At 42.0% G+C, this 23,557-nt stretch carries 20 protein-coding genes; 3 read left to right on the plus strand and 17 right to left on the minus strand.

Annotation, left to right across the window (positions count from 1 at the left end; all coding sequences use genetic code 11):
- The 10 genes from ftsY to yycF all read right to left on the minus strand — a co-directional run.
- Window positions 1-1,635, minus strand: a 1,635-nt coding sequence (gene ftsY / locus AB5Y61_RS09845) for a signal recognition particle-docking protein FtsY (protein WP_368404021.1), incomplete at its 3' end; no start/stop codon positions are given.
- A complete protein-coding gene (locus tag AB5Y61_RS09850; protein WP_368404022.1) occupies window positions 1,636-2,457 on the minus strand; it encodes a Cof-type HAD-IIB family hydrolase in 822 nt (273 codons plus the stop codon).
- A complete protein-coding gene (locus tag AB5Y61_RS09855; RefSeq protein WP_368404023.1) occupies window positions 2,454-3,260 on the minus strand; it encodes a Cof-type HAD-IIB family hydrolase in 807 nt (268 codons plus the stop codon). The genes AB5Y61_RS09850 and AB5Y61_RS09855 overlap by 4 nt, the downstream gene beginning before the upstream one ends.
- Window positions 3,250-6,786: a chromosome segregation protein SMC gene (smc, locus tag AB5Y61_RS09860; protein ID WP_368404024.1), complete on the minus strand. Its 3,537-nt coding sequence runs from the start codon at window positions 6,784-6,786 to the stop codon at window positions 3,250-3,252. Before smc ends, AB5Y61_RS09855 begins: the two co-directional genes overlap by 11 nt.
- Window positions 6,777-7,478, minus strand: coding sequence for a ribonuclease III (rnc, locus tag AB5Y61_RS09865; RefSeq protein WP_368404025.1), 702 nt, complete (start codon window positions 7,476-7,478; stop codon window positions 6,777-6,779). Before rnc ends, smc begins: the two co-directional genes overlap by 10 nt.
- Before the next feature lie 99 nt (window positions 7,479-7,577).
- A complete protein-coding gene (locus tag AB5Y61_RS09870; RefSeq protein WP_368404026.1) occupies window positions 7,578-7,964 on the minus strand; it encodes a YbaN family protein in 387 nt (128 codons plus the stop codon).
- A gap of 33 nt (window positions 7,965-7,997) precedes the next feature.
- Complete coding sequence (locus tag AB5Y61_RS09875; RefSeq protein ID WP_368404027.1) at window positions 7,998-8,543, minus strand: hypothetical protein; 546 nt, start codon at window positions 8,541-8,543, stop codon at window positions 7,998-8,000.
- 158 nt (window positions 8,544-8,701) lie between these two features.
- Entirely contained in the window at window positions 8,702-9,511 is an 810-nt protein-coding gene (locus tag AB5Y61_RS09880) for an MBL fold metallo-hydrolase (RefSeq protein ID WP_049475139.1), read from the minus strand.
- Window positions 9,512-9,518: 7 nt separating this feature from the next.
- Entirely contained in the window at window positions 9,519-10,871 is a 1,353-nt protein-coding gene (gene vicK / locus AB5Y61_RS09885; RefSeq protein ID WP_129299090.1) for a cell wall metabolism sensor histidine kinase VicK, read from the minus strand.
- The gene (gene yycF / locus AB5Y61_RS09890; protein WP_049483721.1) at window positions 10,864-11,565 is read right to left on the minus strand and encodes a response regulator YycF; all 702 of its coding nucleotides are present in this window, start codon (window positions 11,563-11,565) and stop codon (window positions 10,864-10,866) included. The genes vicK and yycF overlap by 8 nt, the downstream gene beginning before the upstream one ends.
- Before the next feature lie 887 nt (window positions 11,566-12,452).
- On the opposite strand from yycF, the gene AB5Y61_RS09895 reads away from it, so the two are divergent.
- A complete protein-coding gene (locus tag AB5Y61_RS09895; RefSeq protein ID WP_049520957.1) occupies window positions 12,453-13,502 on the plus strand; it encodes a DUF389 domain-containing protein in 1,050 nt (349 codons plus the stop codon).
- 211 nt (window positions 13,503-13,713) lie between these two features.
- Here AB5Y61_RS09895 and thrS read toward each other — a convergent pair whose 3' ends face one another.
- From thrS to AB5Y61_RS09915, 4 genes are all read right to left on the minus strand, one after another.
- Complete coding sequence (gene thrS / locus AB5Y61_RS09900) at window positions 13,714-15,657, minus strand: threonine--tRNA ligase (protein WP_368404028.1); 1,944 nt, start codon at window positions 15,655-15,657, stop codon at window positions 13,714-13,716.
- Window positions 15,658-16,010: 353 nt separating this feature from the next.
- Window positions 16,011-17,333, minus strand: coding sequence for a glycosyltransferase family 4 protein (locus AB5Y61_RS09905; RefSeq protein WP_368404029.1), 1,323 nt, complete (start codon window positions 17,331-17,333; stop codon window positions 16,011-16,013).
- 1 nt (window position 17,334) lies between these two features.
- On the minus strand, window positions 17,335-18,333 hold the full coding sequence (locus AB5Y61_RS09910) for a glycosyltransferase family 4 protein (RefSeq protein ID WP_003008161.1): 999 nt from the start codon (window positions 18,331-18,333) through the stop codon (window positions 17,335-17,337).
- 102 nt (window positions 18,334-18,435) lie between these two features.
- Window positions 18,436-19,023 carry a class I SAM-dependent methyltransferase gene (locus AB5Y61_RS09915; protein WP_049485661.1) on the minus strand — a complete coding sequence of 196 codons (588 nt, stop codon included), beginning with the start codon at window positions 19,021-19,023 and terminating at the stop codon, window positions 18,436-18,438.
- Window positions 19,024-19,179: 156 nt separating this feature from the next.
- Between AB5Y61_RS09915 and AB5Y61_RS09920 the strand changes: the two genes are divergently transcribed.
- A complete protein-coding gene (locus AB5Y61_RS09920) occupies window positions 19,180-19,770 on the plus strand; it encodes a TetR/AcrR family transcriptional regulator (protein WP_024055141.1) in 591 nt (196 codons plus the stop codon).
- A 161-nt stretch (window positions 19,771-19,931) separates the two neighbouring features.
- Here AB5Y61_RS09920 and ccpA read toward each other — a convergent pair whose 3' ends face one another.
- Window positions 19,932-20,936, minus strand: coding sequence for a catabolite control protein A (gene ccpA / locus AB5Y61_RS09925; RefSeq protein ID WP_049485660.1), 1,005 nt, complete (start codon window positions 20,934-20,936; stop codon window positions 19,932-19,934).
- Between the two features lie 160 nt (window positions 20,937-21,096).
- Here ccpA and AB5Y61_RS09930 point away from each other — a divergent pair, with 160 nt between their 5' ends.
- Complete coding sequence (locus AB5Y61_RS09930; RefSeq protein ID WP_003005548.1) at window positions 21,097-22,179, plus strand: M24 family metallopeptidase; 1,083 nt, start codon at window positions 21,097-21,099, stop codon at window positions 22,177-22,179.
- A 240-nt stretch (window positions 22,180-22,419) separates the two neighbouring features.
- Here the strand turns inward: AB5Y61_RS09930 and AB5Y61_RS09935 are convergent, their stop codons facing one another.
- Window positions 22,420-22,869, minus strand: coding sequence for an Rrf2 family transcriptional regulator (locus tag AB5Y61_RS09935; RefSeq protein WP_031576605.1), 450 nt, complete (start codon window positions 22,867-22,869; stop codon window positions 22,420-22,422).
- Window positions 22,870-22,981: 112 nt separating this feature from the next.
- Window positions 22,982-23,557 (minus strand): metallophosphoesterase (locus tag AB5Y61_RS09940; RefSeq protein WP_368404030.1); only part of this gene is annotated, 576 nt, incomplete at its 5' end.

Genomic DNA, 23,557 nt, shown 5'->3' on the forward strand with positions numbered 1-23,557 from the left:
TTCCAAGAGACCTCTCATGAAGTTTTCTGAATGGAATGGTCCGATGTCATCGATCTTTTCTCCAAATCCAATCAACTTCACCGGAATGTCCAATTCTTCACGGATCGCAAGAACAACCCCACCTCGAGCCGTTCCATCGATCTTGGTCAATACAATCCCTGTCACAGGCGTAATTTTTGAAAACTCTTTGGCTTGCACCAAGGCATTTTGACCGGTTGAAGCATCAAGGGCCAGCAAAGTTTCATGTGGTGCCTCTGGTACCACCCGTTTGATAATCCGGCCGATTTTTTCAAGCTCGGCCATGAGGTTGTCCTTGTTTTGCAGACGACCAGCCGTATCAATCATCAGAACATCGATATTTTCAGCCATCGCGCGTTCCATTCCATCGAAGACAACACTAGCAGGATCTGATTTTTCAGGACCTGTCACAACTGGAACATCTACTCGGCGCCCCCATTCTGCCAGTTGAGCCACTGCTCCTGCACGGAAAGTATCTGCTGCAACCAACATGACTTTCTTGCCTTCTTGTTTGTATCGGTGGGCTAACTTCCCGATAGAGGTTGTTTTACCAACTCCATTGACCCCGACAAAGAGCATAACCGTGAGGCCATCTTGAAAACGAATAGCTTCATTAAATTGGCCATCCTTTTCATACAAGTCTACCAATTTTTCGATAATCACGCGCTTGAGAGCATCTGGTTTTTTGGCATTTTCTAAACGTGCTTCATAGCGCAACTCTTCGGTTAAATTAGAGGCAACTTGAACCCCAACGTCACTCATGATCAAGAGTTCTTCCAATTCTTCAAAGAATTCTTCATCGACTGAACGGAAGTTTGCAAAGAAGGCATTGAGGCGTGCGCCAAATCCAGTCCGTGTCTTTTTCAAGCTACGATCGTATTTTTCCTGAATGGTTTCTTGCTGAGGTGCGACCTCATCTTGAATTGGCTCCTCTGCCTCTTCAACAGTTCTTTCCTCAATAGCTGATGCAGCTTCTCCTTCAGGAAAGCTGGACTCGGCTTCTGCTACTTCTGAAGTTTCCTCCACTTCAGCGATCGCTTCTGACACTTCAGGTTCTAAAACCTCATCCTGAGCGTTTACTAGTTCTGGAACCTTCTCTTCTGTCATGCTCCCTTCTACTGGCTCAGCGTCCGGTGATGGTGACTCTTCTTCCAGTTCTGAAACATCCTCCCCATCTGCTTCTTCAACATGTTCAGTTTCTTCCGCTTCAGATTTCACTTCTTCAAGAGGCTCCGTTTCCGTTTCATCCGCTACAGGTGAAACTTCTTCAGGACTTGTTTCTGTTTGAGCGGATTCAAAGACAACCGGAGACTCCTCTACTGCTAATTGGTCTTCATGAGTTTCTGAAGTCACATTTTCTTCAAGAAGAGGTTCCACTGATGACTCTTCTTGAGTGACGGTTGAAACAGGTTGATGAGTGGCTGCAATCCTCGCTTTAAGCTCTTGGTAGTAAGCCTCCATATCAGCGATTTTTTGCTCTTCCTTGTCATTTTGGGTAGCCGTAGGCTCCTCTTTGACAGTTTCTTCAACCTCAGTACTTTCCGTCACTTCTTCCGAAGACGGAAGCACTTTTTCAGTTTCTTCTTTTTTTCCAAATAAACGATCAAATAATCCCATTTATTCACTCTCCTTTAGCACATAATTTTCAATCGCCCATGCGACGGCATCTTGGTCATTGGTCATAGGGGCCACAAGCGTTGCAACTTCCTTCACTGCTGGAATCGCATTGCCCATGGCAACCCCCAGTCCAGCCCATTGTATCATAGACAGGTCATTGGCTTCATCTCCACAGGCCATGACTTGATCTGCCTCAAGACCCAAAATAGAAGCTAGAGCTACTAAGCCCGTTGCCTTGTGAACATTTTTAGGGCACCATTCCAGCAACATTTCCCGAGATTTAAAAATTTCAAAGTCTTGAAATAAGTCCGGCTTGATCTGCTTGATCGTTGCATCTAAAAAGTCTTGATCGACTGCTGTCACACACTTGTTGTAGGAAATCGTGGATGGCAGGTCTTTAAAATCTGACTCAATAAAGTTCAGGTAGGGATTGTAAAGGGAATAGAGAGACTTTCGATCTGCATGAATCTCATAAACCGTTCCCTCACTGATAGCATCCAGCGGAAGTCCTAGACGGGCTGTTTCATCATGAATGGTTGCGACATCTTCTGGTGCCAAGACAACTTTTGAGAGGATTTCTCCATTATTTCGCTGCACTAGACCACCGTTGAAGGTAATCGTATACTCTTCTTTGAGGCCTGCTGTTCCCAATTCTTCCAAAAGAAAATCCATGGCTTTCAAGGGACGACCAGTGGTTAGAACCACCTTGACACCTTGGGCCTGTGCAGCAGCGAGGGCTGCTCTATTGCGAGGGGAGATCTTTTTTTCAGAATTGAGAAGGGTCCCATCTAAATCCAGCGCAATCAAGGAAATCTTACTCATACAATTTCCTCCATGTAGCGGAGGACAGAACTAGTCGCATGGTGACCAATGACTGTTTCAGCAATCGCCAAGATTTCAGGACGTGCATTTTCTGGCGCTACAGGATGGCCCACGACTTGCATCATATGGAGGTCATTTAGGTTATCTCCAAAAGCCATCACCTGATCCATCGAGATCCCTAGTTTATCCGCTAAGGCGGTAATGGCCACTCCCTTATCGACATAATCAAGGACAATATCAATTGATTCAAAACCTGTCGTCATTGCTTTGACACCGGGAATATTCTCAGTGACCCATTGTTCACCTTCTAAGACCAGAGCTGCATCAAAGTTGGTGGTCAATTTGAAGATTTCATCCTGAATATCTGCTAGGCTTTTCACTTTTTGAATATTTTCATTGTAGTACTGACTCAAGGCCAGATAGTCGGGATCTACTGTTTCCAAGACATAGCTCCCCTTTTTCCCTGTCAAAAGCAATTTATTCGGGTCTGCATAAGGGGAGGATTTCAAAACCTCAAAAACCCCCAAATAAAAGTCCTTGGACATGGTCGCTTCGTAGAGATCTTCTCCATGAAATTCTACCACACTACCATTTTCAGCAATGAAAATCATCTGGTCTTCAAATCCTTTAAAGAGGGATTTGAGTGAAAGGAGGGCACGGCCACTTGCAGCAGCAAAATAGATGCCTTTTTCTTTGCAGCTTGCTAATACCTTGCGTAAAAGGTCTTGATCGTACTGATGTTGGTCATTTAGAAAGGTTCCATCCATATCCGTAGCGATCAATTTAATATCATTATTCTTCATTTTCTAAGTCTTTCAATTTTACTGAGACGATTTTAGAAACCCCAGATTCCTGCATGGTCACCCCATAGATGGAATCTGCAGCTGACATGGTTCCCTTCCGGTGCGTCACGACAATAAATTGGCTTTCCTTATCAAAGCGGTTCAGATAATCTCCAAAGCGCTTGACATTGGCCTCATCTAGGGCAGCCTCTACCTCATCTAGAATGACAAATGGAATGGTCTTGACACGAATAATCGAGAACAGGAGAGCCAAGGCAGACAAGGCCTTTTCTCCACCACTCATGAGGTTTAAGGATTGGATCTTTTTACCAGGTGGCTGCACAGAAATCTCAACACCAGCTGTCAGAAGATCTGGCTCTGTCAGAATCAAATCAGCAGAACCCCCACCAAACATTTGACGGAAAGTGACTTTAAAGGATTCACGAATGGCTTCAAAAGTTGATTTAAAGCGTTCCTTGACCTCGTCATTCATGTCGTTGATGGTAGACAGAAGCATATTTTTCGCAGCCAAGACATCCTCACGCTGGCTGGAAAGGAAATCAAAGCGCCCCTTCACCTCGTCGTACTGCTCGATCGCATCCACATTGACTGGACCAAGTGCCTTAATATCTTTTTCGATGCTCTTGAGCTGGTTTTCAGCTGCTACAAGATTTTCAACAGGTTTGGCCTGTTCTTTGGCTTGGTCAAAGCTTTGCATGAATTCATCGGTAATTTGCGTTAAGAGTTTGTTCAAACGATCCGCATGCTTTTCACGTGTCGCTTCAGCCTTGGCTTGTTGGCGAATCCACTCTTCGTTTTTCTTGCGCGCTTGTTCCATCTGTTCTGCCACATCTTCGGCCTGGCCTTCCAAATCATCCAGCTCAAAGCGTTTCCGAATGACTCCTTGTTCCAAGTCCGTTTTCTTGGCTTGTGCCTGCGTCAATTGGTTGGCTAGCTGCTCCACATCCACTGTCTGAACTTTGGCCTCGCCTTGTTCAATCAGCAATTGCAACTGATGCTCTTCTACTTCCAACTGGGAGATCGTTTCTTCCAAGCGACGAGCATCTGTTTGCTCATAGCTTTGTTGGCTCTTATATTCGGTCTGTTGAAGTCGCAATTCTGCCAATTGCTCTTGCAAGTTTTGTACTTTTTGTTGCAGAACATCTTTGTCCGACTTCATGGTTTCAATATCGCGGTTCAATTTTTCTTTTTGAAGCTCAATTTCTGCCAATTGCTTGGTAAGGGACTCCAGCTCTTCTTGGAGAGACTTGGTCGCATCTGTTGCCAGTTCTGACTTCAAAGCCTCTAAGAGTTCCTGTATTTCTTTCAGTTGCTCTTGGCTTTGTTGGTAGGCCAATTGGGCCCGCTGTTGTTCCAGACGAGCTTGCTCACCCTGGCTTTGTATAGAAGCCAAGTATTCTTGCGCCTGCTTGAGCAGATTGTCCTTGGTCTCAACCTCCTGCTCTGCTTCTCTCAAACGAGCATCCAGAGCTTGCATTTCCTGCTTCAAACTATCCAATTCTGGTTTGACAAAGACCGTATTTTGGGAGCGATTGGCACCACCAGCGTAAGATCCACCCGTTCGCAATTCGGTCCCATCTAGGGTCACGATCCGAACTTGATAGTTGACTTTACGAGCTGCCTCACGCGCATGCTCCGTCGTGTCAAAGATGGCCGTTACTCCAAGCAAGTTTTGGAAAATCTGTTCAAAACGATTCTCATAGGTTACCAAGTCACTCGCAATTCCTAAAAATCCTGCACTGGTTTGAATCAGCTCCAGATTCCGCGGAGAAAGTTGACGGGCTTTGATCGTCGTTAGCGGAAGGAAGGTCGCCCGTCCTAAGCGATTTCGTTTCAAGAAGTCAATCGCTCGCGTTGCCGCCTTTTCATCCTCGACAATGATCTGTTGGCTACTAGCCCCCAGAGCAATTTCAAGCGCCGTCTGGTAGTCTTTTGAGAAACTCAAATTCTCACTAACAGCCCCACAGATGCCTCCTAGACGGTCCGCTTCTTGCAAGACACTCTTGACACCTGCATAGAAGTTACTATGGTTCTTCTGAATGGCTTCCAAACTATTGATCCGCGCCCGTTTGTTCTTGCTCTCATCCATCAAGTCAAACATGGCCGTTTGAACCTCTTGGTAGGCAGCTTTGGCTTGCTCCACTTTTACCAATTGATCTTGGTATTCTGCTAATAGACCTTTGACCGTCGCTTGTGCCTGATCCAACTCTTCTAATTGTCGAACTTCTTTTTCCTTGGCAGCTTCAAAATTGGATTGCGCCTTGATCAAGTCCTCTTGACGATGACTAGATTCTTGCAGGAGCGCTTGAATTCGGCTCTCAATCGCTGTCCGCTCATTAGATTTTTCGGCTTCTGTCTGTAAGAGCTCCACATACTGCTCACGTAGATGCTCAATGACTTGTTCCGGATCTTCTTCATAGTTGGCTAATTCTTTTTCCAACTCTTCTTGTTGCTGACGGTTCTCTGTCAGATTTTGTTGAAGAGTTGCTAGCGTCTCTTGTTTTTCAGCCAGCTCTTTTTTCGCTTCTTCCAGACGGGCCAAAACAGCATCCAGTCGCTCTAGATTTTCTTTACGACTATGGGCTGCTTGACTCGATTGCAGCTTAGCGACTTCGATTTGCTTTTCCAAATCACTGATCAAACGAGTGACCTCTAGCAAGCTCGCCTGGTCCTCAGCTAGATTTGCATCCAACTGATGGCGGGCTTTCTTGATGCGGAGGTTATCTTCTTCTAAGACCTGACGACGTTGGTAATAAGAGGCCAACTGTTCTTGAATGGCTTTTTCCTCTTGATCAGCCTTTTCATAAAGTTCTTTTGTCAGATCGACTTGAGCGACTAAAACGTCCAGTAAGAGAACCTGACGTTCTTGGTCTAATTCCAAGAAACGACGAGCAACCGTCGCTTGCTTTTCAAGAGGCTGGATCTGTCCTTCTAATTCATAGAGAATATCTTCCAGACGGTCCAAATTTTCCTGGGTTTGGTTGAGTTTAGTCTCCGTTTCTTTGCGACGCGTCTTAAATTTTAAGACACCAGCAGCTTCTTCAAAGATAGCCCGGCGTTCTTCCGGTTTGGAGTTAAAGATTTCCTCTACCCGACCTTGGGAGATAATCGAGAAAGAATCCCGTCCTAATCCCGTATCCATGAACAAATCATGCACATCTCTGAGACGTACTTTCTTACCATCGATCTTGTACTCGCTGTCTCCCGAACGAAAAATATGGCGTTCGACCCGAATTTCTTTCCCCGCTTGTTGGATAAAACCATCCTGGTTATCTAAGACAACCGTGACACAAGCATAATTCAGCGGTTTACGCGATTCTGTCCCTGCAAAAATGACATCGGGCATCTTTCCCCCACGTAGACTCTTGACACTGGATTCCCCCAAGGCCCACCGTAGGCTCTCTGTGATATTTGATTTTCCAGATCCATTAGGCCCTACAACGGCAGTAACCCCTTTGTCAAATACGACCTTAGTCTTATCCGCAAAGGATTTGAAGCCTTGGATTTCAATCTCTTTTAGATACATGAGCCATCATTCCTCGTTTCAACTGCATTGCGGGCTGCTTCCTGTTCCGCTAATTTCTTGGAGCGACCATGACCGTGTCCTAGGGTTTTGCCGTTCACGAACACTTCCACTTCAAACTCTTTTGCATGAGCAGGACCGGACTCGCTGACCACTTGGTACTGGATCTCCACATCCCCATGAACCTGCAACAGTTCTTGCAAACGGGTCTTGTAGTCAATAACTTGGGAAAATTGACCCGTTTCCACTTTGGGAATCATGACCTGATAGACAAAGCGCTTGACTGCTTCCACTCCTTGATCCAGCAACAAAGCACCTAAAAAGGCTTCAAATAAATCGCCAAGAATCGTATCGCGGTCTCGACCACCAGATTTTTCTTCGCCTTTGCCTAGTTTGATATAACGATCAAATTGACAATCTCGAGAAAAGCCAGCCAGACTTTCTTCACGGACAATCATGGAACGGAATTTAGACAAATCTCCCTCAGGTCTGTTTGGGTGTTCCTTATACAAATATTCGGAAATAACTAATTGAAGAACAGCGTCTCCTAAAAATTCCAAACGTTCGTTATGTGAAATTTTTAAGAGGCGGTGCTCATTGGCATAAGAGGTGTGTGTAAAAGCTGTATCTAATAAACTGCTATCTGAAAAAACGATCTGAAACCGTTCCGATAACAGGGCTTGTAATTTCTCCATAGGAAGCCTACTTTCTAATAAATTCATACCTTTAAGTATACCAAAAAAGAAGCACGAACGCACTTCTTTTCCTAGTTCTAGGGCCTGAATTCTCCAATTTTAATCAGGATCTTCTTCTGTTGGTTTTTCAGGCTTATTGGGGATCACTTTTAAGAGATAAAAGGTGATGAAAATCGTCAAAGCCCCTAAAGCAAGCTTCACCCAAATAATCGGGGCCAGATAGATGGAAATGCCCATCAGAATGTAGATCTGAAGAAGGATCCATTTTTTCCGTTCTTTGGCAATCGATTTGGTCTCTCGGTAATCCGCTACATAGGTTTGATAAAGCTTGGTTTGGTAAAGCCAAGTTTCAAAGCGTTTGGAACTTTTAGCAAAGCAAGCCATCGACAGCAGTAAAAAGGGGGTTGTCGGTAAAATCGGCAAAGGAATCCCAATAATTCCTAGTCCCAATGATACAAAACCAATCGTAAGATAAACAAGGCGCATTTTCTTCTCCTTTGTATGTTTCTTTTTTCGTAATCACTCTACAGCGTTCAAATCTGACATTTGAAGCATCATCTTAGATGGATCTGACATTCCATCCACAATATTCTGTTGTTCCTCATTTAATGGCAATAATATTATAGTTGCTGTATGAGATGGTAATTCTCCACTATCCTTGATAAAATAACTAACTTTTTGATTGTCAAGAATAGATTTTCCATCATAAGACCAAGAAATCGAAAAATTCAAATCTTTCTTGATATCCACATCTGTCTTATTGACCAACATGAGCGCTGCTCTTCCTTCAGAAATAGCTCCCGTGAAGTAGAGCGCCATATTACCTTCACTTCCGAGTTCAGGATGTTCTTTAACCAATTTCTTCCCTAACTCAATAAGATCAGACGTCTTTCCTTCATATTGAGGGGCCACCACAAATTTCAATTCTTTTTCTTTTTTAGAAGACTCTGATACTTTTGTTTCCTTCGCCGTTTGAGTGGAGGTTGACTCTTTCGTATCTTGCTTAGACTGACTACAAGCTGTTAAAGCAACTAAACTTGCCAGTAATAACATCATCTTTTTCATTTTTCATTTCTCCTCTTCTTTGATTGTACCAAACGTGACTCTCATTCAGAATTCGCTCTTTCTTATCATACACAAATTTAGGGCAAAGAGCAAATTCATTACTAGATGAAGGGATTTTCAACAGCTATCAAAAAACCACCCGCGGGTGGCTCTCTATCTTATATCTTCGTCAAAGGGGTCGCGGTGTCTGGTGATGTATCCAGCACCTCAAAATCATGACCGACAGCTAGATCTGCTCGAGCCAGTTGGTTCTCCATGGTCATATGGGCTAATTCTTTGATATTGTTCTCTTTTGACAAATGCCCCAGATAAATCTTCTTGGTGCGATTTCCCAAGGTCCGAATCATGGCATCTGCCCCATCTTCATTAGAAAGGTGGCCCAGATCAGATAAGATCCGTTGCTTCAAACGCCAAGCATACGAACCTGCTCGAAGAATCTCCACATCATGGTTGGACTCAATCAGATAGCCATCCGCATCCGCGACGATTCCTGCTAGGCGATCGCTCACATATCCCGTATCCGTCAGCATGACAAAGCTCTTCCCATCCTTCATCAAGCGATAAAATTGAGGGGCTGCAGCATCGTGGCTGACCCCAAAACTTTCGATATCGATATCGCCAAATGTTTTGGTTTTCCCCATTTCAAAGATATGCTTTTGAGCATCATCGACCTTTCCTAGATACTTGGTCCCTTCCATAGCCTTCCAAGTTGCTTCATTAGCATATAGATCCATCCCATATTTCCGCGCTAAAACACCCACACCATGGATATGGTCTGAGTGTTCGTGCGTAATCAGAATGGCATCTAAATCTTCTGGTTTGCGATCAATTTCAGCCAATAGTCCCGTAATCTTTTTCCCTGATAGACCTGCATCAATGAGCAGTTTTTTCTTTGGTGTCTCAAGGTAGAAAGAATTTCCACTAGAACCTGAAGCTAAAATACTGTACTTAAATCCCTCTTCTGTCATTGACTCCTTATTCTTCCTCTTCTGTATCCCAGTCGTCTTTAATTGCATCTTTGTCGTACGGCAAGACAATGGTAAAGGTAGATCCCTTACCATATTCACTCTTGGCCCAAATAAAGCCTTTGTGTTGCTTAATGATCTCCTTAGCAATGGCTAAGCCCAGACCAGTCCCACCTTGGGCCCGGCTACGCGCCTTATCCACTCGATAAAAGCGATCAAAAATGCGTGGCAAGTCTTTCTTGGGAATTCCCAAGCCCTCATCTGAGATAGAGATAATCAACTGGGCATCTGTTGTTTTCATCCCTACCTTGATTTTCCCACCATCGGGTGAGTATTTGATGGCATTGTTCAAGATATTGTCGATTACCTGGGTCATTTTATCCGTATCAATTTCAACCCAAATCGGGGTGATTGGATATTCACGGATCAGTTCATACTTCTTGGTATCTTCTTGCGATTGACTCTTGATCTTATCAAACCGGTTTAAAATAAAGGTAATAAAGGCTGTAAAGTTGGTCAACTCGATGTCCAACTGACTAGTTTCATTATCGATTCGTGACAAGCTCAAAAGATCTGTGACCATGCGCATCATGCGGTTGGTTTCATTCAGTGAAACCTTGACAAAATCTGGTGCCACCGGCTCTGACAAAGCGCCATCATCTAGAGCTTCCAGATAGGATTTCACACTGGTCAAAGGTGTTCGCAGTTCATGACTTACATTGGAGACAAAGAGGCGACGTTCCCGTTCTTCCTTGTCCTGCTCTGTCGTATCGTGCAAGACAGCTACCAGACCAGAGATAAAACCTGACTCGCGACGAATCAAGGCAAAGCGCACACGAAGGCTTAAGTACTCCCCATTTTCATCCTGGGAATCGATGGTTAACTCTGGTACTTCAGTAATCAAGCTTCGCAAATCATAGTCGTCTCCAAGCGAAAGCAAATCAAGAATACTGGTATTGAGAACCTCGTCCGGATTGACATTCAATTGCTTGGCTGCCATTTCATTGACCATGATGATCTGACCCCGTCTATTGGTCGCAAGCACTCCATCTGTCATATAGGCTAGAATACTAGTCAGCCGCTTGGTTTCCTGCTCTAGGTTTTCATGCGTCAGACGAATGACCTCAGATAGATCATTGATACTGTTGGTCATATCGGTCAGCTCTGGGCTTCCTTGCATGTCGACCACTTCAGAGTAATCCCCAGCAATCAGATCTTTAATTTTGGCGTTTAGTTGTCGGAGCTTGATATTGTCCCTACGGTTTTCTAGGAGAAGCAAGGCAACCACAATGATAAACCCAACCGTAATCAGAACAAAGACAAAGTTCGACGACATGACAAATTGTTTTATTAGATCAATCATTGTTTCTCATATAATATCCGACACCACGGCGGGTCAAGATATATTCTGGACGTCCCGGTGTGTCCTCGATTTTTTCACGCAAACGACGAACCGTCACATCCACCGTCCGAACATCACCAAAGTAATCATAGCCCCACACCGTCTCAAGAAGGTGCTCACGGGTCATGACTTGACCGACATGGGTCGCAAGGTGATAGAGCAATTCAAACTCACGATGGGTCAAGTCCAATTCTTTGTTGGCCTTTTGAACCAAGAAAGCATCTGGAAGGATGTGAAGATCACCAATTACAATTTCCGTATCGGCCTCATTTTCAAGCTGAGGATCAGCCGCAAACTCGGAACGACGCAACAAGGCCTTCACACGCGCTTGCAATTCTCGATTAGAGAAGGGTTTGGTTACATAGTCATCCGCACCAATTTCAAGACCGATGACCTTATCAAATTCCGTATCTTTAGCCGATAGGACAATGATGGGCACATTGCTGGTCTTGCGAATCGTACGCGCTACTTCCAAGCCATCAATCTCTGGCAACATCAAATCTAGAATAATAATATCTGGATTCTCAGCCGCAAAGACTTCCAAAGCTTCCCGACCATCAAAGGCTGTCAAGACTTCATAGCCCTCTTTTGCCATGTTAAATTTGATAATATCTGAAATTGGTTTTTCATCATCAACTACTAATATTTTTTTCATCTTACATACCTGTTTCTAATGCTTCTTTTCCTAATCAATCTCTATCCTCTTATTATATCAAACTTATGAAGAAATGTGGAGCCTCAATTGCTGGACTTTCCAATAAGAAAGGGTAAAAAAGACCGAGATGTTAAAATCTCAGTCTCAGAAAAAACGAATGATATGTAGAAGATAAAATCACTTGAGTGATTCTAAAAAAGGTTAATTTCCTACTTGCTAGAATGAATGAATGAATCATTTATTAAAAACTTTCCGTCGTGAGAAAAATGAGAGTGGGACAGAAATCGGTAATTCGTTAGAATTCGATTTCGTCGTCCCACCTCCGCACAGTTGAGTAGGGCTGTAAAAGCTGATGCAATCAGCGTAGTAGAGCCCACTCAACCACTGCGTCTTGCTCGACAATCCAAAGACAATTGAGAGGCTAGGATTTCTGTCTCACTCTCACTCGGGAGTTTTGGAGCTTCATAGAAGTTCGCTGACGTTCTTACTCACCTAAGGAAGGTTTTTTAGATTGTTTTATCCTCAATCTTTCTATTTTTTTATTATTTCTCAACACGTGATTTGTTAGCGATATCAGCTAGGATTGCTGCTACAAACTCATCCTGTTTAAACATTAAAACGGTATCTACTTTCAGAGGAGATATCGTTTTTCTTCTTCGGATAAGGATACAAAAATTTCTTCCTTTCTCTATCTTTTAAATTAATTGATTTCTTCAGAGAAAGACTGTAAAATTTTTGATATAATATGCAGGATGGACTGATGGATATTTAAAAGATAATGTTCAAAAGAATTATAAGTGAGAATTAAAAACATGTCAGTTTAGAAATAAGTCTCTCTACCATCATCCATGCAGAAACAAGATTATATGAAATAAAAGGAGTAACCAATGTCCGGAAACTATTCAACACGTGAATTCCGCGAGAAACTATATGATGACCTTCATGTTCGATTAAGAGATACAGTGATTTTGATGTGTTCGATTTTTATTGCCTCTATAGGTCTAAATATGAATTCAACAGCTGTCATTATTGGAGCCATGCTGATTTCCCCTCTTATGACACCGATTATTGGACTGGGGTTTGGTTTAGCTATTTTTGATACGCGTTTAATCAAGCAATCTCTAGGGGTTTTATTTACTCAAGTATTGGTCAGTTTACTTGTCTCGACTCTATATTTCTGGATTTCTCCCTTATCTTATGCAAGTAGCGAATTGATTGCACGAACCTCTCCAACCATTTGGGATGTTCTCATTGCTATTGCTGGTGGGATAGCAGGTGTCATTGGTTCAAGAAAAAAAGAAGCAAACAATATCGTGCCAGGAGTAGCTATTGCAACAGCTCTGATGCCACCTATCTGCACTGCAGGCTATGGTTTAGCTAATGGAAATGTACGATTTTTATTTGGGGCTCTCTATCTTTTCTTGATCAACTGTGTCTTTATCATGCTAATCAATATTGTTGGAACAAGAATTTTGATGAGACAATCTCCCTTAAGTTCATTTAATGAGCTAAACATGAAAATGAAAATTGGGTTGATATCCTTAATTGTTTTATTGGTCCTTCCAGCCAGCTATTCAGCAGTCACTCTGACGATGGATCAAGCACGAAAAGAAGGGATCAAACAGTTTGTAGGAAAAGAGTTCGCCAATCATACGATCATTAATCAAGTCTACAAGTCAAGTAGCAATGAATTGGTCTTGACAGTTGTTGGAGATCCGATTTCAGAAGAAGAATTAGAAACCATTCGCCAAAAACAAGACTCTTACGGTATTCAATCTGTTCAATTGAAAGTCAATCAAGTCCATAATTCGACAAAATTAGACAGTGAGACGACCAAGGAATTTTACGAAAACATTGACAAGTATATCGATCAAAAACTCTCTGAAAAAGATTCACAAAACGATCTCGTAAAAGAAAATGAAGCAGACAAGGACTGAGGATAGTCAACTTATCTAACTCATGGAAGCAAATCTTGGGAGGATATCCTATATCCAAAAGTTAATGGATAGAAAGGATTGTTGATGAGGATACTATTTGTGGTGGTTTGACCGATCACTACTGGCTCAGGTGAAACAAAATAGAAAAAGCAACAACTGAAATAGTTGTTGCTTTTTCTTACTAATAAATATTTTTCAGACTGTGATCGTTTTATTTCTCAACACGGGATTTATTGGCAATATCTGTAAGAATTAATTCTACAAATGCATCCACTGACATGGTTTCTGTTTCTTTTTGGCCATAACGACGTACGTTTACAGCCTTGTCTTCCATTTCCTTGTCACCAACAATCAATTGGTAAGGAATTTTTTGAGTTTGTGAAGCACGGATCTTGAACTGCATTTTTTCATTGCGTTCATCCACATCGGCACGAACACCACGGTCACGAAGTTTCTTCGCTACTTCCCAAGCGTAGTCCACGTGTTTTTCGTTCGATACTGGGATAAGGGTTACTTGGTGAGGAGCAAGCCAGGTTGGGAAAGCTCCCTTGTAGTTTTCAATCAAGATCGCAGTAAAGCGTTCCATGGTTGAGATAACCCCACGGTGGATCATGACTGGACGGTGTTCTTCCCCATCTGCTCCGATGTAATGAAGATCAAAGCGTTCTGGAAGCAAGAAGTCCAATTGGATAGTTGAAAGAGTTTCTTCTTTACCAAGAGCTGTTTTCACTTGGATATCCAATTTTGGTCCGTAGAAGGCTGCTTCACCTTCAGCTTCATAGTACTCAACACCCATATCATCAACAGCGGCTTTCAACATGCGTTGAGCATTTTCCCACATCTCATCGTTGTCAAAGTATTTGTGTTTGTCTTCAGGATCACGGTAAGACAAGCGGAAACGGTAATCTGTCAAGTTAAAGTCTTCATACACATCGATGATCAATTGAAGGATCTTCTTGAATTCTTCCTCGATTTGTTCTGGAGCCACAAAAGTATGACCATCATTCAGAGACATTTCACGCACACGTTGAAGACCAGTCAAAGCACCAGATTTTTCATAACGGTGCATCATACCGATTTCAGCGATACGGATTGGCAATTCACGGTAAGAGTGCACATGATGTTTGTAGACTTCAATGTGGTGAGGACAGTTCATTGGACGAAGAACAAACTCTTCTCCATCCCCCATATCCATTGGTGGGAACATGTCTTCACGGTAGTGATCCCAGTGACCTGAAGTTTTATACAGTTCTACAGAAGCAATTGGTGGAGTGTAGACGTGTTGGTAGCCTGCTGCTACTTCTTTATCAACGATATAGCGTTCCAACTCACGACGGATGGTCGCACCATTTGGCAACCAGAATGGAAGACCTTGACCAACTTCTTGAGAAATCATGAAGAGGTCAAGCTCTTTACCAAGTTTACGGTGGTCACGTTCCTTGGCTTCTTCACGCATTTGAAGGTAGTTCTTCAAGTCTTTCTTGTCAAACCATGCTGTACCGTAGATACGTTGCATCATCGCATTGTCGCTATTCCCACGCCAGTAAGCACCAGCAACGTTCAGAAGGTGGAAGATTTGGATGCGACCAGTTGATGGGACGTGTGGTCCACGGCAAAGGTCAACGTATTCACCTTGACGGTAGATGGTCAACCCACCTTCGTCTTCTGAATGTTCTTCGATCAATTCTAATTTGTACGGATCATTTTTGAAGATTTCACGCGCTTCATCTTTGGTCACTTCTTCACGAACAGATGGGAAGTTTTCTTTCACGATTTTCTTCATTTCTTCTTCGATACGAGGAAGGTCTTCGTTAGAGATTTGACCAGCTTGGTTGTCTGTATCGTAGTAGAAACCATCTTCGATCGCTGGACCGACACCCAAGTGGATATCTGGGAAGAGGCGACGAGCTGCTTGGGCAAACAAGTGAGCCGCTGAGTGACGCAAGATTGGAAGAGCATCTTCGTGATCAGGTGTCACGATTTCAATGCTTCCATCTTCAGTGATGGCACGAGTGGTGTCAATCAATTTGCCGTTGAATTTACCAGCAAGAGCTTTTTTAGCCAAAGAATTGCTGATTGATTGGGCAATTTCAAAAGTAGTAACGCCAGATTCGAATTCACGAACAGCGCCATCTGGGAAAGTAATCTTAATCATGATTTTCTCCTTATAAAGTTTTTAGTAGCTAAATGGGTGGGAGGTGTCTTTGAACAATGGAATCGTCACTCCTTTTGATGCCTTCATTAAGAAATCAAAAAAGCGACCTCCTCGAAAGGACGTCGCAACGTGGTTCCACCTTCATTTATGTTCCTCAAAAAAGAGGGACACCTCTGATTGGCTCTAACGTAGCCACCGTTTTATGTTTGCATAAAAGAATCACGAGTAGTCCCAAACCTATCCTCTACGCGATTTCCAGCCCCACGCGCTCTCTATCAGATTTCCTAGATTTGATATGTCTCTGTCAGTTATTATAGCACGATTGAAAAATTTTGCAAGAAAAAGTTTCATTTTCAATCAAAGAAATGCGTGATTTTACGGATTTTCTTCACTTGTTTGACCGAAGTCTTCATCATCTTCACAGATCCATTGACCGGAAGAGCAATCACCTTGGTCGGGATTTTCACAATGGTCTTAGACATCCGCTTGACCCGACTTTGCTCAGGATTCAAATCATTTGAAAAGTCTTTAGAGATGATTTTATCCAGGTAAAATTCGTAGACCCGACGACCAAAGGTTGCTGCAGAAATATCATCAATCTTTTCTGCCCACTTGGTCTCATCGATTGCAGGCATCTCGTCAATCGCTTCAAGAATTGCTTGTGCCAGATCGCTCTCTTCATAAAAGAGCTTTCCAAACATAGGATCATCAATCACATGATCGAGATAAGGATTGCCATGAGCGATGATCGGGGTACCACTTGCAATGCTCTCTAAATAGGTCAACCCTTGCGTCTCACTCGTTGAAGCTGAAATAAAGAAGTCTGCCGCTTTATAGTAGAGAGCTGTCTCATTTGGTGGGATCATCCCTGTAAAGACAACCGCATCTGAAATCCCCAGTTTCGCCGCTTGTTTTTTCAAATCATCCAAATAAGGACCATCTCCAGCCACGATCAACTTAACTTTTTGATTGACCTTGAGGACACCAGGAAGGGCCGCGATAACAGCCTGAATATTCTTTTCATAGGAGACCCGCGACAGGCTCAATAAAAGCGTTTCATCTTCTGCGACTTCATATTTTTCACGAAGGGCTGCTGTCTCTGTCGGAGTGATTTCCGGTCGGTCAAACTTGGCCAAATCAATCCCTGTCGGAATAATGCGTTTTTCTGCCTTGACCTTGTACTTTTGGAGCAAGTCATAGACGATCTCACTAGGACAGATCACTCCATCCAGATCATTCATATAACTTCTCACAATGTATTTGACCATACTTGGGCGAATGACCATACCTCTCGCAATATAGCGGACATAGTCCTCATACTGGGTATGGTAGGTATGAATAACTGGAATCCGCAACTCGCGTCCAATCCACACTCCCAAAAGGCCCAGTGAAAACTCAGTCTGGGTATGGATAATATCCAGCTGGTATTGCTTGGCAATGGCAAGCGCCTTTGAGAAGCCACGATAAGCAACGCGGCGGTCCTTAAAGGCGAAGAAAGGCACACTTGGAATCCGAATGATCTGCCAATCTTCATAGCGGTTGACATCTTTATCCGTTGTCGTAAAGATAAAGACCGTGTGTCCCAATTTTTCTAATTCTGTTTTGAGCGTCCGAATACTGGTCGCTACTCCCGAAACTTGCGGGAAATAGGTATCTGTAAATAACCCTACACGCATCTTACATCTCCAAAACTGTTTGATAGGCTTCGACCAATTGATAAGCCACTAAGTCAATCGAACGACTTTCAGCGACCTTGTAGCCTGCCTCCCGCTTGTCTACTTGTCCGTTCAAGACCTTGTTCAAGGAATCCACAAATTCGTCTACATTGTGGCACAATTCAGATGACGTCTCGTCGATCCAGCCATTGTATACGGGAATATCCCGCAAGACCGTGTGCTGATGACTGGCCAAGGCTTCCAAAACAACGATTCCTTCTGTTTCTTCATAAGATGGGAAGAAGAAAGCATCTGAACCCGTCATAGCCCCTTGGAAGACTGCTCCCTTGAAGTAGCCAGGGAATTCCACATTACTCGGATGATCCTTTTCCACGATACGACGAATCTTACGCGGAATGATCCATTTGTTGATAGAACCTAGCCAAATAAAGCGAACATCCGGCATGCGACGGGCCACTTCTACGAAATCTTCAATCCCTTTGCGTTTAAAATAAAGCCCTGCACAGATGACAACCTTTTGGCCTTCTTGGATATTAAAATGCTTTCGAAAGACCTCTTCTTTTTTCGGATCCTTCTTGTATTTTTCCAAATCAATTCCATTGGAGACCGCGATAATCGGTGTGGTCACCCCATAAGACTGAATCAGGTGTTTAGAATATTCAGATGGCGTGATCACATAGTCTGCCTTTTGGTACATGTGAGCCAAATACTTTCCAAACAAGGGCGCAAAAAAGTTAGACCCGATAAAGGAATTTTCAAAATCCTCACGGGTTGAATGGCCATGCATGATGACTTTCTTTCCACGACGCTTTGCTGCATGGAGCAAAAGGAAACTCCGTGGGCCATAGGTATTGATATGCACCACATCATAATCTCCTAAAATATCTGTCGTATACGGAATCCCAGCCAAATCAAGCGCATGCATTTGATGCTGCAAGGCTCGACCAATTCCTGATTTTTGTAATACGGATTTTCCTTCTAAATACAGTAAAACTTTCATACCTTCTATTATACCGAAATAAAGAGTGCCCAGCAAGTCTCTACCTGTTTGCAGTATAAAAAAGAGGCTAGAACAGTTCTGTTCGAAATTTAAAATTCTATTTTATTTATATACGATATACAAAATCCAATTGCGATTCTGTTTTTCCTCAATTTTTGAAAAACCAATACTTGTTAGTAACTGACTAAATTCATGACTTGTACGATAATCTGTCATATGATAATGTATTTTTTCTTTTTCAGAAGCAATTATCAAAGTAGAATTGCTGGACAGGACTCTATAAACTTCTTGAAAACTCTTTTTTATATCCTTCCAAAAAATATGGGTCTGAATAGCAAATATTCTATCAAAATAGTTATTTTGATAAGGCATATTCTCCACATTTCCAATCTTAAGTTGGACACTACCTTTTCTTATGGAATCTGAATGAACACGTTGGGCAGTTCTATATGATTCCTTAGAAATATCAATACCATGAATCTCAAGATTTTTATTTAAAGCAAGAAGGTTCTTGATAGTACTCCCGCCACCGTAACCAATTTCTAAAATTCTATAATTATCTGAAATAGTAGTCTGTTTAATCGCCCAAAGACTAAGTTTTTTAAAATAGAATGACCATATTTTTGTGATGACTCTACCAATAAGACCACTAGGTTTTTGAGACTGCTTAATAAGAAATTCAGTTAACATTAAATATCTTCCCTCAATTATTATAAGTTTGAAATATCATTAATTATATTTCAAACTTAATTGTATTGTAAATATCAGATATCGTCAAGAATTAATGAAATAATCTGAGATAAATTTCAAAGTTGTGCTATAATTGATATCAAATGGAGTGTTCAAATGAATCAATATCAAAAAACAACAGAAAAAAAGAAGCAAGCTATTATTCAGTCTGCTCTTTCTTTATTTAAAGAAAAAGGGTTTAAAGAAACAAGTATACAATCAATTGCAAAAGTCGCAGAAGTTTCTCCTGTGTCAATCTACAATTACTTTGATAAGAAAGATAATTTAGTAGCTTTATGTATTAATGAATTGTTTAAAGACATCATACAAGAAGCTGAAAACATTCTACTCAGTAATATAGATTATAAATCAAAATTAAATCAAGCCTTAGCTTTATGTCAGAAAAAAATAAGCCAACAGATTTCTAACTACTTTCAAGAAAAAACGTTAGAGGATCCTACTTTTACGAAACTTATGACAAAAGCGATAGATGAGAAAAAGCGTGAAATATATCGTGCATATATTGAGCTAGGTAAAAATGAAAATATAATTGCTAAAGATTTGTCAACAGAGGTTATTTTAAACGTCATGAGTGCTCTCAATAGCACAGGAAATCATCTATCTCCAAATAAAAACATAGAAGACGAAACAAAACAAATTCATCATATTTTGTTGTATGGTATTTTAACAAACTCTAGAACGATTTAATTGTAACTTACACATCAATATTTGAACCAACACTCATTCAATTTCACTTCATCATTACTTATGATTAATGACACATATAAAAAGAGGCTAGAACAGTTCTGTTCTAGCCTCTTAGACTAGTAGACACGTCTTCCCATGTCGAGACTCTAGTCTACTAATCCTTATTTTTTGGTCGTTCCACGTTGGTTGATCGTATGAGACAACAGTACTTCGCGTTCTTCCAACTCTTCTTTGTGCATGATCTTGGTCAACATGCGCATACTGATCGCACCAAGGTCATACAAAGGTTGGCCAATCGTTGATAGATTTGGACGCGTATAACGAGTTACTTGTGAATCATCACTGGTGATAATTTCAAAGTCTTCTGGTACCTTGATCCCCTTATCAGACAAGCCGTTCAAGAGACCTGCAGCCAATTCATCCCCTGTTACAAAGGCAGCTGTTGCTTTGGATGCAATGATGCGTTCTGCCAAGTTATAACCTTCATCGTACCGGTACTTGGATTCAAACACAAGTCCTTCGCTATAGCTCAATTTTTTCACTTTCAAAGCTTCTTTGTAGCCTGTCAAACGAATTTTTCCATTGATATCATCCACCAATGGGCCACTTACAAAAGCAATTTTCTTGTTGTGTTTTGCCAACTGTGTAACAGCATCAACGGTTGCTTGCTTGTAGTCGATATTGACACTTGGTAATTGGTGTTCAACATCCACTGTCCCAGCAAGGACAACTGGCGTCCGAGAGCGTGAAAATTCTGAGCGAATCTTTTCAGTCAAGTGATAACCCATGAAAATGATCCCATCCACTTGTTTTGAAAAGAGGTTGTTTACCACTGAAACTTCTTTGTCATCGTCTTCATCACTATTTGCAAGAACAATATTGTACTTGTACATTTCAGCAATGTCATCGATCCCCTTAGCCAATGTAGAGAAATAGCTATTCGTGATGTTTGGAATCACAACACCGACTGTTGTTGTTTTCTTGCTAGCAAGACCACGCGCAACAGCATTTGGACGATAATCCAAGCGTTCGATCACTTCTAAAACTTTTTTACGTGTATTTTCTTTAACGTTTTTATTCCCATTTACTACACGACTAACGGTTGCCATTGAAACCCCTGCTTCACGGGCGACATCATAAATTGTTACTGTATCGTCTGTATTCATAAGATTTCCTTTCATTGTTGAAAATTTCGTTTTCACTCTCTAATTAATCCTATTTTATCACTTATTGTAAACACTTTCAAGCATTTTGGTAAAATTTTGTAAACTCTTGCTTTTTTGGGGAAAATTTGACAAAATAGATCCATAGAAAGAAGGTAGCATTATGTCTAAATTAGATCAAATCGTCGATTTTCTTGAAACTGAAAAAACAGATGTCGCTGTTGTATCCGATCCTGTCACCATCAATTACCTGACTGGATTTTACAGTGATCCCCACGAACGTCAACTCTTCTTGTTCGTTTACACAGACCACGAACCACTTCTCTTCGTTCCTGCACTTGAAGTGGAACGGGCGACTGCAGTTGTTGATTTCCAAGTGGTTGGCTATGTGGATTCTGAAAACCCATGGGAAAAGATTAAAGGGGCTATCGCAAAACCCGATGCCAAAACCGTTGCACTTGAATATGATAACTTGATCCTTACCAAATACAATGGCTTGCGCACTGTCTTTGAAAAGGCTCAATTCACCAACTTGACACCACGGATTAACCGGATGCGCTTGATCAAATCTGCTGATGAGATCCAAAAAATGTTGGTGGCTGGTCAATATGCAGATAAGGCTGTCAATATGGGATTCGACGCCATCTCACTGGATAAAACAGAAACTGATATCGTAGCAGAAATCGACTTCGGTATCAAACGCTTGGGTTATGAAATGAGCTTTGAAACCATGGTCTTGACTGGAAATAATGCAGCCAACCCACACGGAATTCCTGGAAGCAACAAAGTCGAAAACGATGCTCTCTTACTCTTTGACCTTGGCTGTATGGTGAATGGTTATGCGTCAGATATGACTCGTACTGTTGCTGTTGGGAAACCAGATGATTTCAAAAAAGAAATCTATCACTTGACTTTAGAAGCTCAACAAGCAGCCATTGACATGATCAAACCAGGTGTAACAGCACATGACGTAGACCGTGCTGCACGGAGCGTCATCGAAAAAGCTGGCTATGGTGAATACTTCAACCACCGCCTCGGACACGGGATCGGAATGGACGTGCATGAATTCCCTTCTATTATGGAAGGAAATGACATGGTGCTTGAAGAAGGCATGTGCTTCTCAGTTGAACCAGGAATCTATATTCCAGGTAAAGTCGGTGTCCGTATCGAAGATTGTGGGTACGTCACAAAAGACGGATTTGGACTCTTCACTGAAACCAGCAAAGACTTACTTTACTTTGACTAATCCTTTAGTCGTTTCAATATATAACAAACATCTTGTTTCGTTAATAACTATAAAAAATGAGGCTGGGACAAAAGTCCTAGCCTCTTAATTATCTTTGGATTGTCGAGCAATACGCAGTGGTTGAGTGGGCTCTACTACGCTGATTTCATCAGCTTTTACAGCCCTACTCAACTGTGCGGAGGTGGGACGACGAAATCGAATTCTAACGAATTACCGATTTCTGTCCCACTCTCTTTTTTCTTATGAAACCGATTCGAGTTTCATTCTTTTCTGCGTATCTTCTACGACGTCTTTTAAAGTGGTTTGAGACATTTCTTTTTCCATAGCAGTCTGAATGTCCTCAAGCTTCCCATCTAAAACATTGTGGATATTGTGGCCAATTGGGCAGGCTGGATTTGGATTGTCATGAAAACCAAATAATTGACCTGTCGAACCTAAACATTCTACTGCTTGATAGATATCCAGCAAACTGATCTCATCGGCTGCTTTTGCGAGCTCAGCTCCGCCTGTCCCACGCGCTACATGGATCAATCCAGCTTTCTTCAACTGAGACAAGGTCTTTCGAATAATAACAGGGTTCACGCCGACACTTCCTGCCAAAAAATCACTGGTTACTTTTGTTTTTTCTCCTTGTAGAGCAATCATGATCAAGACATGAGTCCCAATGGTAAAGCGACTCGAAATTTGCATAACTTCACTCCTTTCTACCCGTTTTTGAAGGTAGAGTCTATTGAACAACCGTCAAGGGACGACTTTCGTTATTCCTATTATACTCTTTTCAGTTGTAATGTCAACAGTTACACTATTGGAAGAAGTCCTCTAGCCAAGCATCGATTTCTCGATCATGACCTTCTCTCTGCTCAATTTCATGAAGGAGCTCATGATTGTGGGTATGATGAATGCCATTGACCAAACTTTCATAATACACTTGGTAATAAGGAAGATGGAGGTCTTTTGCCAGTTGCAGTTCTTTTTGGACATCATAGTCCACCCGTCTAAAATCGACATCTTTTAGCCCCATTTGATCAAATTCGAGAATGGCATACATGGCCCGAAGGTCCTTGCGAAGATTCTTTTCCAAAAAGAAAGGTTGACCGATCGATCCAGGATTGATAATCAGTTCTCCTCCTGTCCCGTAGCGGAAAAACTGCTGGTGAATGTGTCCGTAGACTGCAATATCACAAGACGGGTTTGTCACCAAGCGATCAAAATCCTTCTGCTCACCAATGTGGATCAATTCGCGACCCCAATTCTTATCAGGTAAGTGGTGGGTAATGCCGATCTTTAAACCTGCGATTTCTCTATGGACCTGCATGGGCATTTTCTGCATGTCTTCAATTTCCTGGGGCGTGATTTCTTCCAGAATATATTGACACTG

Origin of the sequence: Streptococcus parasanguinis (genome assembly GCF_040908565.1) — a bacterium.
Lineage (GTDB): Bacteria > Bacillota > Bacilli > Lactobacillales > Streptococcaceae > Streptococcus > Streptococcus parasanguinis_AC.